Source organism: Actinomadura livida, assembly GCF_014648675.1.
In the GTDB taxonomy this organism is placed as follows: Bacteria; Actinomycetota; Actinomycetes; order Streptosporangiales; family Streptosporangiaceae; genus Spirillospora; species Spirillospora livida.
Genome location: NZ_BMRO01000007.1, coordinates 363,220 through 384,533 on the forward strand (window position 1 = coordinate 363,220; position 21,314 = coordinate 384,533).

Consider the following 21,314-nt stretch of genomic DNA (forward strand, 5'->3'; position numbering starts at 1 on the left):
CCGCAGGCCGGAGGCGGATCGTTTCGGTGCCGCCGCTCGCGGGTACCGGGCGCAGCGGAGGGCGCCGATGGATCATGAAGCGACGGCCGCCGCGGACGCGCGGCGGCGGATCGCCCGGACGGACGTGCTGCTCGCCGACCCCCGCCTCGCCGAGGCCGCGGCGCGGCTCGGGCGCGGGGTGGTGAAGGCGGCCGTCGTCGCCGCGCAGCGGCGGGCCAGGGCGGGTGAGATCCCGCCGGACGCGGTGGCGGCCGCGGCGGTGGCCGCGCTCCCGGCGACCGCCTCCGGGCTGCGTCCCGTGCTCAACGCGACCGGCGTCCTGCTGCACACCAACCTCGGGCGGGCGCCGCTGTCGGACGCCGCGCGGGACGCGGTGGCCGTGGCGTCGGGGGCGACCGACGTCGAACTCGACCTGGAGACCGGCCGGCGGGCGCGGCGCGGGCGGTCCGTCCTCGCGGCGCTGCTGGAGCGGGTGCCGCAGGCGGAGGCGGCGCACGTCGTCAACAACGGGGCGGCGGCGCTCGTGCTGGCCGCGACCGCGCTCGCCGGGAACCGCGAGATCGTGATCGGCCGCGGCGAGATGGTGGAGATCGGGGACGGGTTCCGCATCCCCGAGCTGCTGGCCGCGACGGGCGCGCGGCTGCGGGAGGTCGGGACGACCAACCGCACCACGCCGGACGACTACGCGGCGGCCGTCGGCGAGGACACCGGGTTCATCCTCAAGGTGCATCCGTCGAACTTCCGCATCACCGGCTTCACCCGCGGCGCCGACGTCGCCGAGCTGGCCGGGCTCGGGGTCCCGGTCGTCGCCGACATCGGCTCCGGCCTGCTCGCGCACGAGCCGCTCCTGCCGGACGAGCCCGACGCGGCGTCCATGCTCAAGGCGGGCGCGCACCTGGTCACGGCCAGCGGCGACAAGCTGCTCGGCGGGCCGCAGTGCGGGCTCGTCCTCGGCCACGGCGACCTCGTGCGGCGCCTGGCCCGCCATCCGCTGGCCCGCGCGCTGCGGGTCGACAAGATGACACTGGCCGCGCTGGAGGCCACCGTCCGCGGCCCGCGCACCCCGACGGAGGAGGCCCTGCACGCCGACGCGGCGGCGCTGCTCGCGCGGGCCGAGCGGCTCGCCGCGCGGCTGCGGGACGGCGGCCTGGACGCGGCGGCCGTCCCGAGCGAGGCCGCGGTCGGCGGCGGCGGCGCGCCCGGCGTCGTGCTCCCGAGCGCGGCGGTGTCGGTGCCGGACGGCTACGCGGCGCGGCTGCGGCAGGGGACCCCGGCGGTGATGGGACGGGTCGAGGACGGGCGGTGCCTGCTCGACCTGCGCGCGGTGCCGCCGGACCGGGACGCCGACATCGCCGAGGCGGTCCGGCTGGCCGCGTCATGACGAACCGGGTCATGATGAACGTCGTCGCGACCGCGGGGCACGTGGACCACGGCAAGTCGACGCTCGTCCGCGCCCTCACCGGGATGGAGCCCGACCGGCTGGAGGAGGAGCGGCGGCGCGGGCTGACCATCGAGCTGGGCTTCGCCTGGACGACGCTGCCCGGAGGCGGGCGGCTCGCGTTCGTGGACGTCCCCGGGCACGAACGCCTGGTCGCGACGATGCTGGCCGGGGTGGGGCCCGTCCCGGCCGTCATGTTCGTCGTCGCGGCGGACCAGGGCTGGCAGCGGCAGTCGGAGGAGCACCTGGCGGTCCTGGACGCGCTCGGCGTCCGGCACGGCCTGCTCGCCGTGACGCGCCGCGACCTCGCCGGCGAGGCGGCGGCGAGCCGGGTGCGGGACGAGGCGCTCGCCCACATCGCGGCCACGCCGCTCGGCAAGGTCGAGTCGTTCCTGGTCAGCGGCGCCACCGGCGAGGGGATGGACGATCTGCGCGCCGGGCTGGAGCGGCTCGCCGGGTCGCTGCCCCGCCCCGACGAGGACGCGGACGTCCGCCTGTGGGTCGACCGCGTGTTCACCGTCCGGGGGAGGGGCACGGTCGTGACCGGGACCCTCGGCGCCGGGACGATCCGCGTCGGCGACCGGCTCGCCGTCGGCGGCGGCCTCGCCCGCGTCCGCGGCCTGCAGAGCCTCAAGGAGGATCACCAGGAGGTTACCGGCGTCGCCCGCGTCGCCGTCAACCTGCACGGCGGGCCCGAGATCGGCCGGGGCGAGGCCCTGCTGACGCCGGACCGCTGGCTCACCGCCGACGTCGTCGACGTGCGGCTGCGCGGCGACCCCGCCCCGGACCTGCCGCGCGAGCTGATCCTGCACGTCGGCTCGGCGGCGGTCCCGGCGCACGTCCGCCCGCTCGGCGACGACACCGCCCGGCTCTCGCTGCGGCGGCCGCTGCCGCTGCGGGTCGGCGACATCGCGCTGCTGCGCGACCCGGGGCGGCACCGGGTCCCCGCCGGGGTCACGGTGCTCGACGTGCGGCCCGAGCCGTTCACCAGGCGGGGTGCCGCCGCGGCCCGCGCGACGGAACTCGCCGCGCTGACCGGGCGGCCCGACGGCGCCGCCGAACTCCGCCGCCGACGCCTGATCAGGCGGGCGGACCTGGTCGCGATGGGGTTCCCCGTCCCGTGCGAACCCGTCGCCGGGGACTGGCTCGCCGACCCCGGCCACTGGGCGGGGCTCCGCGAACGCCTCGGCACGGCCGTCGACGCGCACGCCGCCGCCGATCCCGCCGACCCCGGGCTCCCCGCGGAGGCGGCGCGCCGCGCCCTCGGCCTGCCCGACCGCGCGCTCGTGGAGGCGCTCGCCGGAGCCGAGGGGCTGCTGTGGCGCGACGGCCGGATCTACGGCCGGGCCATCGCGCCCGAACTGCCGCCGGACGTGCGGCAGGCGGTCGACGCCGTCCGCCGCGAGCTGGCCGAGCACCCGTTCCTCGCGCCCGACGCCAACCGGCTCGCCGAACTCGGCCTCACCCCGAAGATGATCGCCGCGGCCGCCAGGGCCGGCGTGCTCCTCCGGCTCGGCGAGGGGATCGTCCTGCTGCCCGGCGACGACGTCCGCGCCGCCGAGATCCTCGCCGGGCTCGGCGACACGTTCACGCTGAGCGAGGCGCGCCGCGCGCTCGGCACCACCCGCCGCGTCGCCGTCCCGCTGCTGGAGCACCTGGACGAGGCGGGCTACACGGCCAGGGTGGACGACCTCCGGCGGCGCCGGACCGAAAGGACGACATGACCCAGGCCACGACGGACACCGGAACCGGCAAGCGGCTGACCGGGTACGCGCACGGCGGCGGCTGCGCCTGCAAGATCCCGCCCGGCGAGCTGGAGGAGGTCGTCTCCGGCCTCGACGCGGTCCCCGGGTCCCCGAACGGCGAGCTGGTCATCGGCCTCGACACCGGCGACGACGCCGCCGTCGTCCGGCTCCCCGGCTCCCCGGACGGCCTCGCCGCGGTCGCCACCGCCGACTTCTTCACCCCCGTCGTCGACGACCCCTACGACTGGGGCCGCATCGCCGCCGCGAACGCGCTGTCGGACGTCTACGCGGTCGGCGGCCGCCCCCTCGTCGCGGTGAACCTGCTCGCCTGGCCCCGCGACGTCCTGCCGTTCGACCTCGCGCGGGAGGTGCTGCGCGGCGGCCTGGACGTCGCCGCCCTCGCGGGCTGCCATGTCGGCGGCGGGCACAGCGTCGACGACCCCGAACCCAAGTACGGCATGGCCGTCACCGGGGTCGCCGACCCCGCCCGCCTCCTCCGCAACGACACCGGCCGGCCCGGCGTGCCGCTCACGCTCACCAAGCCGCTCGGCATCGGCGTCCTCAACAACCGGCACAAGGCGACCGGCGAGGTCTTCGAGCACGCCGTCGCGACCATGACCGAGCTGAACGCGGACGCGTCCGCCGCCGCCCTCGCCGCGGGCGCCGTCTGCGCCACCGACGTGACCGGCTTCGGGCTCCTCGGCCACCTCTGCAAGATGGCCCGCGCGTCCGGCGTCACCGCCGTGGTCGACGCCGCCGCCGTCCCCTACCTGGACGGCGCCCGCGAGTCGCTCCGCGCCGGGTACGTCAGCGGCGGCACCCGCCGCAACCTCGACTGGGTCGCCCCCCATACCGACTTCGGCGGGGCGGGCGAGGAGGAGCGCCTGCTCCTCGCCGACGCTCAGACGTCCGGCGGCCTCCTGATCGCCGGCGAGATCCCCGGCGCGCCGGTCATCGGCGAGCTGGTCCCCGCCGGCGCCCACCCGCTGGTCGTCCGCTAGATCTCGGTGCCCGTCCCGTCGGTGATGCCGGCGCGCCTGCGGTACTCCTGCACCAGCGCCACCGTCGCCGGTCCGCGCGGGCGCCGCCCCGGCCGGATGTCGACCGACCACGCCTTGGTCTCCTGGATGTGGGAGTTCGGGTCCAGCGCGAGGTGGAGCAGCTCGTTCGCGGCGTCGCCCGTGCTGTAGCCGTTCGGGCCCCAGTGGTAGGGCAGGCCGATCTGGTGCACGACCTTGCCCTCCACGTTGAGGGACGGCATCCGCTCGGTCACCAGCACCCGCGCCTCGACGGCGTTGCGCGCGCTGATGATCGTCGCCCAGCCGCCGTGCTCCAGGCCGCGCTCCGCCGCCAGCTCGGGCGAGACCTCGCAGAAGAACTCCGGCTGCAGCTCGGCGAGGTACGGCTGCCAGCGCGACATGCCGCCCGCCGTGTGGTGCTCGGTGAGCCGGTAGGTGGTCGCGACGAACGGGTAGATGTCCGCGCCCGGAGCCTCGCCGCTCGGCGCGTACCGGTTGTCGGGATGCGGCGGCAGCAGGTACCGGACGGGGTTGCGCTGCTGCCGGTACAGCGGGTTGGGGAACGGCGACTCCTGCGATTCGTAGTGCGCCGGCAGCGGGCCGTCGGTCAGCCCCGACGGGACGAACAGCCACGCCTTGCCGTCCGCCTGCATGATGAACGGGTCGTCGCCGGCGATCGCGTCCGGGCCGGTCGCGTCGCGCGGGGGCCTGTGGTCCGGCGGGCGGTCGGCGATGAAGTCCGGGACGTCGTGGCCGGTCCAGACGCCCTGCTCGGCGTCCCACCAGACGAGCGCCTTGCGGTCGCTCCAGGGCTTGCCGTCCTTGTCGGCGGACGCCCGGTTGTAGAGGACGCGGCGGTTCAGCGGCCACGCCCACCCCCACTCGGGCGCGACCCAGTTCTGGTCCTTGCCCGGCTTGCGGCGCGCGGTCTGGTTGACGCCGTCCGCGTAGCAGCCGCAGTAGATCCAGCAGCCGCACGAGGTGGACCCGTCGTCCTTGAGCTGCGTGTAGGACGACAGCGGGTTCCCGTCGGCGTCGAAGCCGTTGATCTCCGCGAGGACGGCCTCGGCGTCCGGCTCCCGCATCTCGCCCATCGTCGGGTAGTCCCAGGTGAGGTCCAGGACGGGGCGGTCCATCTCGTCGGCCGAGCCGGCGAGCTTCTCCCGGATGATGCGGCCCAGGTGGTAGGTGAACCACAGGTCGCTGCGGGCGTCCCCGGCGGGCTCGACGGCCCGGTAGTGCCACTGCAGCATCCGCTGGGTGTTGGTGAAGCTGCCGTCCTTCTCGGTGTGCGTCGCGGCCGGCAGGAAGAACACCTCGGTGCCGATGTCCTCGGTCCGCATCTCGCCCGACTCGATCTCCGGGCCGTCCTTCCACCAGGTCGCGGACTCGATCTGCGAGAAGTCGCGGACGACCAGCCAGTCCAGGTTCGCCATCCCGAGCCGCTGGATCTTCGCGTTGGCCGACCCGACGGCCGGGTTCTCGCCCATCAGGAAGTAGCCCTTGCACTCCCCGTTGATCTGCGCCATCGCCGTGTCGTAGGTGTTGTGCGTGCCGGTCAGGCGCGGCAGGTAGTCGAAGCAGTAGTCGTTGTCGGCCGTCGCAGCGTCGCCCCAGTACGACTTCATCAGGCTCACCATGTAGGCGCTCATGTCGCCCCAGAAGCCCTTGCGCGCGGATTCGCCGCGCACGAACGACTCCAGGTCCTGCTCAGGGTGCGCGTGCGGCATCGGGATGTAGCCGGGCAGCAGGTTGTACAAGGTCGGGATGTCCGTCGAGCCCTGGATGGACGCGTGCCCGCGCAACGCCAGGATGCCGCCGCCCGGACGCCCGATGTTGCCGAGCAGGCTCTGCAGGATCGACGCCGTCCGGATGTACTGGACGCCGACCGTGTGCTGCGTCCAGCCCACCGCGTACGCGAACGCGGTCGTCCGGTCGCGGCCCGAGTTCTGCGCGATCGTCTCGCAGATCCGCAGGAACAGCTCGCGCGGGACGCCGCAGATCCGCTCCACCATCTCGGGCGTGTAGCGCGAGAAGTGCCGCTTGAGCACCTGGAACACGCACCTCGGATGCTGCAGCGTCGGGTCGCGCTCCGGGTCGCCGACGCCGATCGGCGGGCCGCCGGACCCGGCGGCCTCGCCGTGCCCCGACTCGTCGGCCTCCCCGACGATGTCGTCGTACGCCATGTCGCGGAGCCCGGACGCGGCCTGGACCGTCATGCCCTCGTACTGCCACGTCCGGTGGTCGTAGCTGCGCTGCTCCGGGTCCAGGCCGGAGAACACGCCGTCCAGGTCCTCGGGGCCGCGGAAGTCCTCGTTGAGGATCACCGGCGCGTTGGTGTAGTCCACGACGTAGTCGCGGAAGTACTTGTCGTTCTCCAGGACGTAGTTGATGATCCCGCCCAGGAACGCGATGTCGGTGCCCGCGCGCAGCGGCACGTGGGCGTCGGAGACCGCGCTCGTCCGCGTGTACCGCGGGTCCACGTGGATCAGCTTCGCCCCGCGCGCCTTCGCCTCCATCACCCACTGGAACCCGACCGGGTGGCACTCGGCCATGTTCGAGCCCTGGATGACGATGCAGTCCGCGTTCTGCAGATCCTGCTGGAAGGTGGTCGCGCCGCCGCGTCCGAACGAGGTTCCCAGACTGGGAACGGTGGAGGAGTGTCAAATACGGGCCTGATTCTCGATCTGCACCGCGCCGAGCGCGGTGAACAGCTTCTTGATCAGGTAGTTCTCCTCGTTGTCGAGCGTGGCGCCGCCGAGGCTCGCGAAGCCCATCGTGCGCCGCACCCGCAGCCCGTCGTCGGTCTCCCACTGCCAGCCGCGCCGGCGCGCCTCGATCACCCGGTCGGCGATCATGTCCATCGCCGTGTCGAGGTCGAGCGCCTCCCAGTCGGTGCCGTGCGGGCGGCGGTAGAGGACCTGGTACTCGCGGGCGGACCCCGTGGTGAGCTGGAGGGTAGCCGAGCCCTTCGGGCACAGCCGGCCCCGGCTGACCGGTGAGTCGGGGTCGCCCTCGATGTGGGTGACCTTGCCGTCCTTGACGAACACGTCCTGCCCGCAGCCGACCGCGCAGTACGGGCAGATGGACTTCACGACCTTGTCGGCCGTGCTCACCCTCGCCCGCAGCCGCTCGCTGCCCGCGCTCTTCGCGGCCGCGCCGCGGCCGAGCGGGTCGCCTTCGGTGAACTGGCGGTAGACGGGCCACGACTCGATCCACTGGCGAACGCCCATGTCCACCCCCCTCGTCACCTCCATGCGGCCTCCACCTACCCGGCGCCCGGCCCGCAAAACACGGGCCGGGCGCGGGTCGTCCGACCGGGTGCGGCGGGCGCCGTCACCTGGTCGCGAAGGCCGCCAGGTTCGTCGAGATCGGCTCGGGCCGGCCGTCGTCCTGCACGGCCGAGGCGGTCAGGACGTCGATGTGCTGGTAGCCGGCCGCGATGACGTCGCCGGGCTGCGGGTCGCCGAACCCGAGGCCGTCACCCGCCTGCAGGTTGAGGGTCGGGTTGGCGGTGATGCCGCCCTCGTGGACGGCGTCGTCCGCGATGCCGGGCGAGCTCGCCAGCGCGATGTCGGTGATCAGCTTCGTCGGGAAGTAGTGCTCGGTGAAGTCGAGCGGGTGCTCCGACAGGCTGCGCGCCAGCTCGGCGATGTCGGTGACCTCCTTGCCCGCGGCGGTGAAGGGCGTGCCGTCCTTGGACCTGTGGACCGGGTCGTCGGGGGCGCCGACGCGGTCGTAGTTCCGCCACGTGAAGAGGGGGCCGCCCGGTTCGTCCGGGATCGCCTTCTTCTCCGTGCCGAGGAGCCGCGTGAGGCCGCCGAGCCCGATCTCCTCCAGGTTGTTCGGCGCCGGGAACTCCTTGTCGACGATCTTCCCGCCGTCCCAGAAGCCGACGCTGGCCTGCATGAACGCGAGCGGCTGGGAGTGGTCGTCCAGCAGCCCGCCGAGCGCCGCCGCGTTGCTGAACCGGAAGTCCTGGACCGTCGGCGAGCCCTTGAGGAACGTCGGGTAGTCCTTGGAGAACAGCAGCCGGTACGTCATGTCCTGGTTGAACCCGGACGGGATGTACGTCGACAGGTCGGACTCGCCGCCCGGGTCGAGGTTGGCGGCGAGGCCCGCGATCGCCAGCAGGTTCATCGTCTCGGTGTTCACCACGGCCGGGGCCGACAGCGCGCGCGGGACTACCCCCGCCTCCAGCCCGGCCTTCACGGCGCCCGCGCCGAACTCCACGAGCGGAACCCACTCGGCCGGGACCTGCCCGCCCATGCCCGGCAGCCCCTTCGCGATCCGGGTGTCGAGCGCGAAGTAGCCGGAGCACTGGTTGTGGCCCGCGTCGGCGGTGGTGGCGTGGTCCCCGTCGAAGTCCCACTCGGCGAAGTAGGCCGTCAGGACGCCGCCGAGCGAGTGCCCGCCGCAGAGCATCTTCTCCTTGCGCGCCCGCTGGTCCGGAAGCTCCCTGGCCATCAGGTCGTACTGGTCGCGGACGGTCTGCTCGAGCCCGACGTGCTGCAGCCACTTGACCTGGTCGTTCGTCTGGTAGCCGGCGAACTTCCGCCCGTCGATCTCCTTCTGCCGGTAGTAGTAGTCGACCGCGAGATGGACGTCCCCCGCCGCCAGCCCGGCCTGGACGCCGGTGCGGTCCTCCAGGCAGTTCGACCGCCGGTCGAGGGCCCAGAACTCGATGTGCCGCCCGCTCCGGGCCGCGGCCGCCACCGTGTTGCGCGCGACGCTGTCGAACGCGCCCGCGCCCTCCAGGATGCCGGGCTGCGCGACGAGGATCCGGTCCGCGTCCGCCGACTCGGCCGGGCCGTCCACGTGCCGGAAGCGCAGGTAGGACAGCCAGTCGCACGCTTCCGGCCGCGGCCCGGCCGCCGCGGGCAGCGGCACCTTGACCCGCACCACCGACTCGCTGACCTCGGTGACGGGCGAGCCGGACGCCACGGGCACCTCGGTCCGGCCGGCTTCGCGCGCGCTCACCGGCACGGCCGCCGCCGCGCCCGCGGCCAGCGCGGACGCGGCCAGCACCGAGACCGTGAGCATGGGGAGGGCTGGTCGCCCCATCGCCTGCTCCTTCCGGAGGGGGATCGGTTACGGGGCAACAATGAACCTGTCGGATTCCTGGCGACAGTCTGTTATTTGCACAATTTCCCCGCGGCCCTTGTCCCCGGCTGACAAGGCCCTCGACACGGGCCCCTCCGGCCTGCGGAGACGCGTCAGCCGAGAACGGCCGTCCCCGTCTTGCCGACCAGGTCCGCGAACTCGGCGCGCTCGGCGGGCGACAGGGCACGCTCGTACACGGCGGCGGAGAGCCTGTCGGTCGTCTCCTCGGCCTCCTCGCGCTGCGGCTTGAGGTGGCCGCACTCGGGGAAGTCGCCCTGCCAGCCGAGGAACTGCGCCCGCTCCGGCGGGTTCGCGGCGAGGACGGCCTCCAGCGGCGAGAGCCCCGCCGCGGTCGTCGCGACCAGGTGGAGCCCGCCCCGCAGCTCCCGGAGCAGGTGGAGCACGTGCGTCAGCCGCGCGGGCCCGTCCTCGGGGAGCGGTTCGGCCCGCCACCCGGCGAACAGCGGCAGCCCCGACGCCTCGGCCGCCGCCACGACCCGCTCGCCCAGCTCGCACAGGCGCGGGTCCTCCGGGACGTTGTCCCGGCCCCAGTCCGCGCACGCGAGCGCGTACCGCCGGGCGGCCTCCCGCGCCCCGGCGACCGCGACGCCCTCCTCCCACATGGGGCGGACGAGGCCCGGCGCGAACCAGCCCAGCGCCGCGTACACGACGTCGGCGTCGACGTCGCCCAGGACGCCGCACCGCCCGGCGAAGTAGTGCGCGAACGGGTTGTCGTACCCGTTCTCCTTCCCGTGCGCCCACGTCGCCTTGTCGAGCATCCACTTAGCCCCGACATCATGAATGATCTTGTCCGCGGCGCGCACGGTGTCCATCGCGCTCAGCTCGCCCATGGGGGGACCTCCTCGTCGTAAGTAAGCCGTACGTTACTTGTGGGCGGCGGCCGGGGGCGGCCGGGGGCCGGGCGTCCCGGGTGGACGGTGTTGACATCCCGGCTCGTTAGCGCAAACATTCGCGTGTAAGCTCGCAGAACTCGGGGAGGCGATGTGGCCGCCGAATCACCGGAGGCGCCCGACGGCCGGCGGCTGGCGGTGATGGAGGACGTGGCCGCGATGGCCGGCGTCTCGGCGATGACCGTGTCGCGCGTCCTGAACGCGCCCGAGAAGGTGCGCCCGCAGACCCGCGCCCGGGTGATGGCCGCGGTGCGGGCCCTGGACTACCGGCCCAACTCGGCGGCGCGCGTGCTGGCCACCGGCCGGTCCGGCGTCCTCGGCGTGGTCAGCTTCGACACCACGCTGTACGGCCCGGCGTCGACCGTGTTCAGCATCGAGCAGGCCGCCCGCGAGCACGACTACACCGTCAGCATCGTCAGCCTGAGCTCGCTGAACCGCCGCTCGATCGGCGAGGGCGTGGAGCGGCTGCGCGGCCAGTCGGTCGACGGGATCATGGTCGTGGCTCCGCACGAGTCGGCGGCGGACGGGCTGAAGGAGCTGCCGGCCGACACCCCGCTGGTCGCGGTCGGCGCGGGCGCGGACGTGCCGTTCCCCGTCGTCGCGGTCGACCACCGGGCCGGTGCCGAGCGCGCCGTCCGGCACCTGCTCAGCCTCGGGCACGAGAGCGTCCTGCACCTGGCCGGCCCGGCCGACTGGGTGGACGCCAGCGGGCGGACCGACGGCTGGCGGGCCGCGCTGGAGGCCGCCGGGCGCTCCGCTCCGGTGCCGCCCGCCGGTGACTGGAGCGCCCGGTCCGGCTACGAGTACGGCCGGCAGATCGCCGCCGACCCCGAGGTCACCGCGGTGTTCGCGGCCAACGACGCGATGGCCCTCGGCCTGCTGCGCGCCCTGCGCGAGGCCGGGCGGGAGGTGCCCGGCGACGTCAGCGTCGTGGGCTTCGACGACGTCCCCGAGGCCGCCTACTTCCCGCCGCCGCTCACCACCGTCCGGCAGAACTTCGGCGAGGTGGGCCGGCGGGCCTTCGACCTGCTGCTCGACCGGATCGGCGGCGTCTCGGCGGAACGCTCCCGCCGGGTCGTCGAGCCGGAACTCGTCGTCCGGGAGAGCACGGGGGTCCCCCGGGGGACCTAGCCCCGTCCGGTCCGAGGGTCCGCCTTCGTCATGCCCCAGGATGTTAGCGCTAACAGATCGGAGTCGAGATGCCAGAGCCGGGCGGCGGGATCGCGGCGCTCCGCACGGAGCTCACCGTCCTGCACCAGACCCTCGTCGAGTGCGGGCTGGTCGCGTGGACGGCCGGCAACGTGTCGGCGCGCGCCGGCGACGACGCCTTCCTGATCAAGCCGAGCGGCGTCCCCTACGAGCGGCTCACCCCCGACGCGATGGTGCTGTGCGACCTGGAGGGCAAGCCGGCGGACGGGACGGAGCTCAAGCCGTCCAGCGACGTGTTCGCCCATGCCTACGTGTACCGGCACCGCCCCGACGTCGGGGGAGTGGTGCATACCCACTCGGCCTACGCCACCGCGTGGGCGGCGCGCGGCGAGCCGATCCCGTGCGTGCTGACGGCGATGGCGGACGAGTTCGGCGGCGAGATCCCCGTCGGCCCGTTCGCGCTCATCGGCGGCGACGACATCGGCCGCGGCATCGTCGAGACCCTCGGCGGGCACCGCAGCCCCGCCGTGCTCATGCGCAACCACGGCGTCTTCACGATCGGCGCCGACGCCCGCGCCGCGGTCAAGGCGGCCGTGATGTGCGAGGACGTCGCCCGGACCGTCCACCTGTCGCGGCAGCTCGGCGAGCCGCGGCCGATGGACGCGGGCGACATCGACCGGCTGTACGACCGCTACCAGAACGCCTACGGGCAGAGGGGCCGACCATGAGCTTTCCGAACCGCGAGATCTGGTTCCTCACCGGCAGCCAGGGCCTGTACGGCGAGGACACCCTGCGGCAGGTCGCCGAGCAGTCCGCGGCGATCGCCGCGCGGCTCGGCGAGGCGCTGCCGGTCACCGTCCGGTGGCTGCCCGTCCTCACGGGCGCGGACGCGATCCGCCGGACGTGCGTGGACGCCGGCGCCGACGACGCGTGCGTCGGCGTGATCGCCTGGATGCACACGTTCTCCCCGGCGAAGATGTGGATCGCCGGCCTGGACGCCCTCGCCAAGCCCCTGCTGCACCTGCACACGCAGGCGAACGTGGAGCTGCCCTGGGCGTCGATCGACATGGACTTCATGAACCTCAACCAGGCCGCCCACGGCGACCGGGAGTTCGGATACGTCCAGTCGCGGCTCGGCGTGGCCCGCAAGACCGTCGCCGGGCACGTCACCGACCCCTCGGTCGGGGCGCGGGTCTCCGGATGGGCGCGGGCGGCGGCGGGCCTGCACGAGCTGCGGCGGCTGAAGCTCGCCCGGTTCGGCGACAACATGCGGGACGTCGCCGTCACCGAGGGCGACAAGGTCGAGGCGCAGCTGCGGTTCGGCGTCTCCGTCAACACCTACGGGGTCAACGACCTGGTCGAGTTCGTGGACGCCGTCCCGGACGGGGACATCGCGGAGCTGGTCAAGGAGTACGAGGACCGCTACGACATCGTCCCGGAGCTGCGTCCCGGCGGCGAGCGGCACGAGTCGCTGCGCTACGGCGCGCGGATCGAACTGGGGCTGCGGGCGTTCCTCGACGACGGCGGCTTCAAGGCGTTCACGACGAACTTCGAGGACCTCGGCGGCCTCCGGCAGCTGCCCGGCCTCGCCGTCCAGCGGCTGATGGCGGACGGCTACGGCTTCGGCGGCGAGGGCGACTGGAAGACCGCGACGCTGCTGCGCACGCTGAAGGCCGCGGCGGCGGGCCTGCCGGGCGGCACGTCGTTCATGGAGGACTACACCTACCACCTGGAACCCGGCAACGAGCTGATCCTCGGCGCGCACATGCTGGAGATCTGCCCGTCCATCGCCGCCGGGCGCCCCTCGCTGGAGATCCACCCGCTGAGCATCGGCGGGCGCGAGGACCCGGTCCGGCTGGTGTTCGACGCCGCGCCGGGCCCCGCCGTGGTGGCCGGCCTCGCCGACATGGGCGACCGGTTCCGGCTGGTCGCCAACGAGATCGAGGTCGTGCCGCCGCCGGAGCCGCTGCCGATGCTGCCGGTCGCCCGCGCGGTGTGGCGGCCGCGGCCGGACCTGCGCACGTCCACCGAGGCGTGGCTGACCGCGGGCGCGCCGCACCACACCGTGCTCACCGCGGCGCTCGGCGCGGAGGAGCTGAACGATCTCGCCGACATGGCGGGGGTGGAACTGCTCACGATCGACGCCGGCACCACGCTGCGGCAGTTCACCAGGGAGATCCGCTGGAACCAGGCGTACTACCGGCTCGCCGGGGGCCTGTGACGGGCGCGGAGTGCCGGCTGTGAGGATCGAGTGACGAGGAGGGCCCATGAGCGAGGACGAACGCTACGTCGTCGGCGTCGACTTCGGCACGCTGTCCGGGCGGGCGCTGGTCGTCCGCGTCGGTGACGGCGCCGAGGCCGGCGACGCCGTCCACGAGTACGGCCACGGGGTGATCGACGAGGCGCTGCCGGCGGGCGTCCGGCTCGGTCCGGACTGGGCCCTCCAGGCGCCCCGGGACTGGCTGGACGTGCTGCGGTCCGCCGTCCCCAAGGCGCTGGCCGCGGCGGACGTGGAGCCGTCGCAGGTCATCGGCATCGGCACGGACTTCACCGCCTGCACGGTCCTGCCGACCACCGCCGACGGCACGCCCCTGTCCGACCTGCACCCGGAACGGCCGCACGCCTGGCCGAAGCTGTGGAAGCACCACGCCGCCCAGCCGCAGGCCGACCGGATCAACGCGCTGGCCGCCGAGCGCGGGGAGCCGTGGCTGCCCCGCTACGGCGGCAAGATCTCCTCGGAGTGGGAGTTCGCCAAGGCGCTGCAGCTGCTGGAGGAGGACCCCGGGCTCTACGGCCTGGCCGACCGCTGGATCGAGGCCGCGGACTGGATCGTCTGGCAGCTCACCGGCCGCGAGTCGCGCAACATCTGCACGGCCGGCTACAAGGGCATCTACCAGGACGGGCGGTACCCGTCCCGCGAGTTCCTGGCCGCCCTGAACCCCGGCTTCGCCGACTTCCCCGGCAAGCTCGGCCACGAACTGGCGCCGCTCGGCGGCCGCGCCGGGACGCTGACCGCGCAGGCCGCGGCCTGGACGGGCCTGCCCGAGGGCATCGCCGTCGCCGTCGGCAACGTCGACGCGCACGTCACCGCCGCCGCGGCCGACGCCGTCCGCCCCGGGCAGATGGTCGCGATCATGGGGACCTCCACCTGCCACGTGATGTCGGCGGACCACCTCGCCGAGGTCCCGGGCATGTGCGGCGTCGTCGCGGAGGGCATCGTCCCGGGCCTGTGGGGCTACGAGGCCGGGCAGTCCGGCGTCGGCGACATCTTCGCGTGGTTCGTGGACAACTGCGTGCCCGCCGCCTACGAGGAGGCCGCCGCCGCGGCCGGGCTGTCGGTGCACGAGCACCTGACCGCGCTCGCCGCGGAGCAGCCGGTCGGGCGGCACGGGCTGGTCGCGCTCGACTGGAACAACGGCAACCGCTCCGTCCTCGTCGACCACGACCTGTCCGGCCTCGTCGTGGGCCAGACGCTCGCCACCAGGCCGGAGGACGTCTACCGCGCCCTCATCGAGGCCACCGCGTTCGGCACCCGCATGATCGTGGACACGTTCGAGGCGTCGGGCGTCCCCGTGGCGGAGTTCGTCGTCGCGGGCGGCCTGCTGAAGAACCGCTTCCTGATGCAGGTCTACGCCGACGTGCTGCGCCGCCCGCTCTCCCTGATCGGCTCGGCCCAGGGACCGGCGCTCGGCGCGGCCGTCCACGCCGCCGTCGCCGCCGGCGCCTACCCCGACATCACGTCCGCCGCCGCCGCGATGGGCCGCCGCGAACCGGCCGCCTACGTCCCCGATCCCGCCCGCGCCGACGCCTACGACGCCCTGTACGAGATCTACCGGACCCTGCACGACCACTTCGCCGACGGCGCGGTCATGCACCGGCTGCGCGGCCTCCGCTCGGTCTAGCCGGTCGCGGCGGGGGCGGTGCTGCGGCGGACGATCAGGCGGCTCGGGACCGGTTTCGGGGCGTCCGCCGCCCGTCCCGGCTCGGTGAGCTGCGCGATCAGGAGTTCCACGCAGTGCCGCCCCAGGGCGGTGAAGTCCTGCCGGACGGTCGTGAGCGGCGGGGTGAGGAAGGCCGCCTCGGGGATGTCGTCGAACCCGATGACGCTGACGTCGCCCGGCACGCCGCGGCCGCTCTCGTGGATCGCCCACAGCAGCCCGAGCGCGATCTGGTCGTTGGCGGCGAACACGGCCGTCACGGCGGGGTCGGCGGCCAGCATCCGGCCGCGCTCGTAGCCGGACCGGGCGCTCCAGTCGCCGGGCGCGGGGTCCGGGACGTCCGCGCCCGCCTCGACGAGGGCGTCCCGCCAGCCGCGGGTGCGCTCGTTCGCCTCCCACCAGTCCGCCGGGCCCGGCAGGTGGTGGACGGTCCGGTGCCCCAGCTCCAGCAGGTACCGGGTCGCCTCGCGCGGTGCGAGGTAGTGGTCGGCCGACACGGTCGGGACGGCGGCCCGCGGCCCCAGGAGCACGGTCGGCAGGTCGTCCGGCAGGTGCCGCAGCGCCTCGTCCGGCGGGACGTGCCCGGGGATCATGATGATGCCGTCCACGCCCTGGTCGCGGAACCGGTCCACCGCCCCGGCGACCGCGCCGTGCCCCGGCGACTCCAGGCTCGCGACGCTGGTGAAGAAGTCGGCCGCGCGGGCGTTCCGCTCGATCGCCGCGATGATCGACGCCGGGCCGAACAGCGCGGTGTCGAAGCTGACGACGCCGAGCGTCCGGGACCGGCCGGTGGCCAGCGCCCGCGCCGCCGCGTTCGGCCGGAAGTCCAGCTGCGCCGCCGCGGCCAGCACCCGGTCCCGGGTCTTCGGGCTGACCATCGGATGGTTCTTGAACACCCGGGACACGGTCTGGTGCGACACCCCGGCGAGCCGGGCGACGTCGCGCAGGCCCGGCCGGGCCGGTGGCGGGGTCGCGGTCATCTCACTCCGAAGGTACCGGTCGGGCCTGCCGGTCCGCCCGCTCAGCGGGCCGTTCCGCTGCGCCGCTTGGCCCAGATGTCGAACGCGACGGCCGCGAGCAGCACCAGGCCCTTGATCAGCATGACCCGCTCGCTCGGCGCGCCGAGCAGCGACATCCCGTTGTTGATCACGCCCATGATCAGCCCGCCGGTGATCGCGCCGATCACCTTGCCGACCCCGCCCTGCACGGCCGCGCCGCCGATGAACGCCGCCGCGATCGCGTCCAGCTCGAACATGTTCCCGGCGGTCGGGCCCGCCTGGTTGAGCCGCCCGGCGAACACGATCCCCGCGACGGCCGACAGCACGCCCATGTTGACGAACAGCCAGAACGACACCGACTTGACCTTGATGCCGGACAGCCGGGCCGCGAGCGGGTTGCCGCCGAGCGCGTAGACGTGCCGGCCGAACACCGCCCGGTTCATCACCAGCGTGGAGCCGAGCACGAGGACTCCGAGCAGGACGAGCACCCACGGCATGTTCTTGAACCGCGCGAGCTGCACGGCCATGAACATGACCACCACGACCGCCAGCGCGTTCTTGGCGACGAACACGGGCAGCGGGTCGACCTTCTGCCCGTACCGGATGCGGCCCTGCCGGTTGCGCCAGCCGAACCCGACGTACCCGGCGACCAGCGCCACCGCGACCAGCAGCGTGAACAGGTCGGCGCCGCCGAGCGGCCCGAGCCCGATGTTGCCGAGGTAGCCGGACAGGAAGCCGTTGGCGATCGTGCGGACCTCGTCCGGGAACGGGCCGATGCCCTGGTTGCCGAGGATGGTCAGCGTCAGCGCCCGGAACACCAGCATCCCGGCCAGCGTCACGATGAACGCCGGGATCTCGAAGTAGGCGATCCAGTAGCCCTGCCACGCGCCGATCGCGGCGCCCGCGAGGAGCGTCAGCAGGATCGCCGCCGGCCACGGCACGTCGTGGTTCACCATCAGCACGGCCGCGATGGCGCCGGTCACCGCCACCACCGAGCCCACCGACAGGTCGATGTGCCCGCCGATGATGACCAGGATCATCCCGATGGACAGGATCAGGATGTAGGAGTTCTGGACGATGATGTTCGAGATGTTCTGCGGGGACAGCAGCTGCCCGTCGGTGAGCACCGCGAACAGCGCGACGATCAGGGCGAACGCGATGTAGATCCCGCTCTGCCGGAGGTTGACGGGCAGGGCCCGGCCCGCCTTCGGCCGCTCGGCGGGCGGCGGGGTCACGGCCTGGTCGGCCGGCGCCACGCTGCTCATGCTGTGGTCTCCTCGCTCTGCGTCATGTCTCGGCCTGCGTCATGTCTCGGCCTGCGTCATGTCTCGGTTCGGGTCATGGCCTGCATCAGGCGCTCGGGGGTCGCGTCGGCGCGGCTCACCTCGCCGGTGATCCGGCCCTCCGCCATCGCGTACACGCGGTCGCAGATCCCGATCAGCTCCGGCAGCTCGGACGAGATCACCAGCACCGCCCGGCCCTGGTCGGCCATCCGGTTGATGATCGAGTAGATCTCGTACTTGGCGCCCACGTCGATGCCGCGGGTCGGCTCGTCGAGGATCAGGACGTCGGCGTCGGTGAACATCCACTTCGACAGGACGACCTTCTGCTGGTTGCCGCCGCTCAGCTCGCCCGCCGGGGTGAGCACGCTCGGCGTCTTGATGTTCATCTCGCCGCGGTAGCGCTCGGCGACCTCGTACTCGCGGTTGCCGTCCACCCACCCGGCCCGGGCCAGGCCGCGCAGTCCGGCGGCGGAGATGTTGCGCTTGACGTCCTCGATGAGGTTCAGCCCGTAGGTCTTGCGGTCCTCGGTGGCGTAGGCGAGCCCGTGCCGGATCGCGTCGGTGACCGTCCGGACGCTGATCTCCCTGCCGTCCTTGTAGATCCGGCCGGTGACGCCGGTGCCGTAGCTGCGGCCGAACACGCTCATCGCGAGCTCCGTCCGGCCCGCGCCCATCAGGCCCGCCAGCCCGACGATCTCGCCGCGGCGCAGCGTCAGCGCGGCGCGGTCCACGACGACCCGGCCGTGCTGGGTGGGGGAGTGGACGGTCCAGTCCTCGATCCGCAGCACCTCGCCGCCGATGTCGGGGACGCGTTCGGGGAACCGGTGGTCGAGGTCGCGGCCGACCATGCCGGAGATGATGCGGTCCTCGGACACGTCGCCGCGCATGTCGAGGGTCTCGATCGTCCGGCCGTCCCGCAGGATGGTGGTCGAGTCGGCGACCGCGCGGATCTCGTTCAGCTTGTGCGAGATGATCACGCAGGTGATGCCCTCGTCGCGCAGGCCGCGCAGCAGGTCGAGCAGGTGCGCGGAGTCGGCGTCGTTGAGCGCGGCGGTCGGCTCGTCGAGGATGAGCAGCTTCACCCGCTTGGACAGCGCCTTCGCGATCTCCACGAGCTGCTGCTTGCCGACGCCGAGGTCCATCGCGGGCGTGACGGGGTTCTCCCGCAGCCCCACCCGCTTGAGCAGCCGCGCCGCGTCGGCGTTCGTCCGGTTCCAGTCGATGAGCCCGAACCGCCCCCGGCGCTCGTTGCCGAGGTAGATGTTCTCCGCGATCGACAGGTACGGGCTGAGCGCCAGCTCCTGGTGGATGATGACGATGCCGCGTCGCTCGCTGTCGCGGATGCCGGAGAACCGGCAGACCTCGCCCTCGAACTCGATGTCGCCGCTGTAGGCGCCGTGGGGGTAGACGCCGGACAGCACCTTCATGAGCGTCGACTTGCCGGCCCCGTTCTCCCCGCAGATCGCGTGGATCTCGCCCCGCCGGACCTCCAGGTCGACGTCCTGCAGCGCCTTCACCGCGGGGAAGGCCTTGGTGATGCCGCGCATCCGCAGGATCGCGTCGGTCATGCTCCTCCTCGGGGTCGGCGGGCGCCCGCGGGCGCCCGCCCCCGGCGCGCTTACTTCAGCTGGTCCTCGGTGTAGTAGCCGGTGTCGATGAGGTGCTCCTTGTAGTTGTCCTTGTTCACGATCACGGGGTTGAGCAGGTAGGACGGGACGACCTTCACGCCGTTGTCGTAGTCCTCGGTGTTGTTCACCTCGGGCTTGCCGCCCTTCAGCACGGCATCGGCCATCTTCACCGTGACCGAGGCGAGCTGCCGCGTGTCCTTGTAGATGGTCGAGTACTGCTCGCCCGCGATGATCGACTTGACCGAGGCGACCTCCGCGTCCTGGCCGGTCACGACCGGGTACGGCTGGCCCGGCGTCCCGTAGCCGCTGGACTTCAGCGCGGACAGGATCCCGATCGACAGGCCGTCGTAGGGGGACAGGACGCCCTGGACCTTCGTCCCGCCGCCGTAGTGGCGGGTGAGGAGGTCCTCCATGCGCTTCTGCGCCCGCTCCGGGTCCCAGCGGAGCGTCGCGATGGGCTCGAAGTCCGTCTGGCCGCTCTTGACCACGAGGGTCTTCTTGTCGATGTACGGCTTTAGCGTGTCCATCGCGCCGTTGTAGAAGAACGTCGCGTTGTTGTCGTCGGGCGAGCCGGCGAACAGCTCGATGTTGAACGGCCCCTTCGCCGAGCCCTCGGAGCCGTCGGCCTTCTTCAGCCCGAGCCCGACCAGCAGCGAGGTCGCCTGCTGCACGCCGACCTTGTAGTTGTCGAACGTGGCGTAGTAGTCGACGTTCTCGGAGTTGCGGATCAGCCGGTCGTAGGCGATGACCGGGATGTCGTTGTCGGCCGCCTTCTGCAGCTGGGTGGTGATCGCCGTGCCGTCGATCGAGGCGATGACCAGCAGCCGCGCGCCCTTGGTGATCTGGTTGTCGATCTGGTTGGCCTGGGTGGGGATGTCGTTCTCGGCGTACTGGAGGTCGACCTTGTAGCCGAGCTGCTCGAGCTGCTTCTTGAGGTTGTCGCCGTCGTGGATCCAGCGCTCGGACGAGCGGGTCGGCATCGTGACGCCGACGAGGGCGCCCTTCGCCGGCTTGTTCTCGGCCTTCTCCTGGTCGACGGTCTTCTCGCTCGACCCGCACGCGGTCATGCCGAGCGTGAGCCCAAGGCCCAGCGCCAGGCTGACGAGCTTCCTACGCTTCACGTCTCACCTCGGGGTGGCTGCCGGTGGTCCGGGCCAGGCTGTTACCGGTCACACTGCCATGTCAATAGGCCTATGTGGGACGCGTCACAACCGTGACCTTACTCGCCACCCGATTGTTAGCGTTATCACAACGCACGTCAACACCGGGAGAGTCCGGCATCGCTCGGCGCGACTCCCGCGCCCCAATCTCCAGCAGGGGAGTACTTTCCGGCGTCGGCCCATTGACAGCGCCGGTTGGTTATCGCAAACATCCGAAGTCGACCGGCGCGCCCGGTCGGCGGCGCGGCCGGGGCGGGGGTCAGCGGAGGCGGAAGCCGAGCTCGCGGCCCGCCTCGCGCAGTTCGTCGCGGGCGGACGGGTGGGCCACCTCGTCCACGAGCTGCTGGGCCTGGGACGTGGCGTCGTGCCCCCAGACGGCGGCCGTGCCCTGCTCGCTGACGATGAAGCTGTGCTGGAACGAGGTCACGGGACCGGCCAGGCGCGGGATGACGGTGGAGACGTCCGCGCGCGGGTGCCAGGAGGGCAGCGCGATGACGGCGCGCCCGCCGGGGGAGTGCAGGGCGCCGACGACGAAGTCGGTCTGCCCGCCGAACCCGGAGTAGATGACCCCGCGGACGCGGCTGGCGTTCGCCTGGGCGAACAGGTCGACCTGGAGGGCGGAGTTCACCGAGACCATCCGCGGCTTGCGGGCGATCAGGCTCGGGTCGTTGGTCTTCTCGGTGCGCAGCATCCGGACGCGCTCGTTGTGGTCGACCCAGTCGTACAGCTCGCGGCTGCCGAAGACGAACGACGCGGTGATGGGCGTGGTGGTGTCGAGCGCCCCGGCCTTCTCCAGGGCGAGGACGCCGTCGCTGAACATCTCCGACCACACCCCGAGGCCCTTGCGCTCCAGCAGCGAGGCCAGCACCGCGTCGGGGACGCCGCCGATACCCAGCTGCAGCGTCGCGTGCTCGGGGACGAGGCGGGCGACCCGGCCGCCGA

At 73.2% G+C, this 21,314-nt stretch carries 15 protein-coding genes; 7 read left to right on the top strand and 8 right to left on the bottom strand.

From position 1 onward, the window contains the following. The first annotated feature begins 67 nt into the window (after window positions 1-67). The 3 genes from selA to selD are packed head-to-tail and all read left to right on the top strand — an operon-like array spanning window position 68 to window position 4,184. The gene (gene selA / locus IEZ03_RS19105; RefSeq protein ID WP_184882007.1) at window positions 68-1,381 is read left to right on the top strand and encodes an L-seryl-tRNA(Sec) selenium transferase; all 1,314 of its coding nucleotides are present in this window, start codon (window positions 68-70) and stop codon (window positions 1,379-1,381) included. After that, a complete protein-coding gene (locus IEZ03_RS19110; protein ID WP_229808397.1) occupies window positions 1,378-3,162 on the top strand; it encodes a selenocysteine-specific translation elongation factor in 1,785 nt (594 codons plus the stop codon). The genes selA and IEZ03_RS19110 overlap by 4 nt, the downstream gene beginning before the upstream one ends. Then, window positions 3,159-4,184, top strand: a complete 1,026-nt coding sequence (gene selD / locus IEZ03_RS19115; RefSeq protein WP_184882009.1) for a selenide, water dikinase SelD — start codon at window positions 3,159-3,161, stop codon at window positions 4,182-4,184. The genes IEZ03_RS19110 and selD overlap by 4 nt, the downstream gene beginning before the upstream one ends. Here selD and fdh read toward each other — a convergent pair. From fdh to IEZ03_RS19130, 3 genes are all read right to left on the bottom strand, one after another. Then, window positions 4,181-7,435: a formate dehydrogenase gene (gene fdh, locus IEZ03_RS19120; protein WP_184890432.1), complete on the bottom strand. Its 3,255-nt coding sequence runs from the start codon at window positions 7,433-7,435 to the stop codon at window positions 4,181-4,183. The two genes, selD and fdh, sit on opposite strands and share 4 nt — an antisense overlap. A gap of 103 nt (window positions 7,436-7,538) precedes the next feature. Next, complete coding sequence (locus IEZ03_RS19125) at window positions 7,539-9,266, bottom strand: hypothetical protein (RefSeq protein WP_229808398.1); 1,728 nt, start codon at window positions 9,264-9,266, stop codon at window positions 7,539-7,541. Window positions 9,267-9,418: 152 nt separating this feature from the next. Next, window positions 9,419-10,156, bottom strand: coding sequence for an SCO6745 family protein (locus tag IEZ03_RS19130; RefSeq protein ID WP_184882011.1), 738 nt, complete (start codon window positions 10,154-10,156; stop codon window positions 9,419-9,421). Window positions 10,157-10,309: 153 nt separating this feature from the next. Here IEZ03_RS19130 and IEZ03_RS19135 point away from each other — a divergent pair, with 153 nt between their 5' ends. The 4 genes from IEZ03_RS19135 to araB all read left to right on the top strand — a co-directional run bounded on the left by IEZ03_RS19135 (window position 10,310) and on the right by araB (window position 15,267). Beyond that, window positions 10,310-11,347 carry a LacI family DNA-binding transcriptional regulator gene (locus tag IEZ03_RS19135; RefSeq protein ID WP_444541868.1) on the top strand — a complete coding sequence of 346 codons (1,038 nt, stop codon included), beginning with the start codon at window positions 10,310-10,312 and terminating at the stop codon, window positions 11,345-11,347. 68 nt (window positions 11,348-11,415) lie between these two features. Further along, window positions 11,416-12,093: an L-ribulose-5-phosphate 4-epimerase gene (locus tag IEZ03_RS19140; protein ID WP_184882013.1), complete on the top strand. Its 678-nt coding sequence runs from the start codon at window positions 11,416-11,418 to the stop codon at window positions 12,091-12,093. Continuing rightward, entirely contained in the window at window positions 12,090-13,586 is a 1,497-nt protein-coding gene (gene araA / locus IEZ03_RS19145; protein WP_184882015.1) for an L-arabinose isomerase, read from the top strand. Before IEZ03_RS19140 ends, araA begins: the two co-directional genes overlap by 4 nt. A 46-nt stretch (window positions 13,587-13,632) precedes the next feature. Further along, window positions 13,633-15,267 (top strand): ribulokinase, encoded by a 1,635-nt coding sequence (gene araB / locus IEZ03_RS19150; protein WP_184882017.1) that lies wholly within the window; start codon window positions 13,633-13,635, stop codon window positions 15,265-15,267. Here the strand turns inward: araB and IEZ03_RS19155 are convergent. From IEZ03_RS19155 to IEZ03_RS38005, 5 genes are all read right to left on the bottom strand, one after another. Beyond that, a complete protein-coding gene (locus IEZ03_RS19155) occupies window positions 15,264-16,283 on the bottom strand; it encodes a LacI family DNA-binding transcriptional regulator (RefSeq protein ID WP_184882019.1) in 1,020 nt (339 codons plus the stop codon). The two genes, araB and IEZ03_RS19155, sit on opposite strands and share 4 nt — an antisense overlap. Window positions 16,284-16,324: 41 nt before the next feature. Beyond that, on the bottom strand, window positions 16,325-17,566 hold the full coding sequence (gene mmsB / locus IEZ03_RS19160) for a multiple monosaccharide ABC transporter permease (protein ID WP_184882021.1): 1,242 nt from the start codon (window positions 17,564-17,566) through the stop codon (window positions 16,325-16,327). A gap of 56 nt (window positions 17,567-17,622) precedes the next feature. Beyond that, complete coding sequence (gene mmsA / locus IEZ03_RS19165; RefSeq protein ID WP_184882023.1) at window positions 17,623-19,152, bottom strand: multiple monosaccharide ABC transporter ATP-binding protein; 1,530 nt, start codon at window positions 19,150-19,152, stop codon at window positions 17,623-17,625. Window positions 19,153-19,202: 50 nt separating this feature from the next. Then, complete coding sequence (gene chvE, locus IEZ03_RS19170) at window positions 19,203-20,333, bottom strand: multiple monosaccharide ABC transporter substrate-binding protein (protein ID WP_308427982.1); 1,131 nt, start codon at window positions 20,331-20,333, stop codon at window positions 19,203-19,205. 298 nt (window positions 20,334-20,631) lie between these two features. Then, a partial coding sequence (locus tag IEZ03_RS38005; RefSeq protein ID WP_308427983.1) for an acetyl-CoA hydrolase/transferase C-terminal domain-containing protein occupies window positions 20,632-21,314 on the bottom strand: 683 nt, incomplete at its 5' end.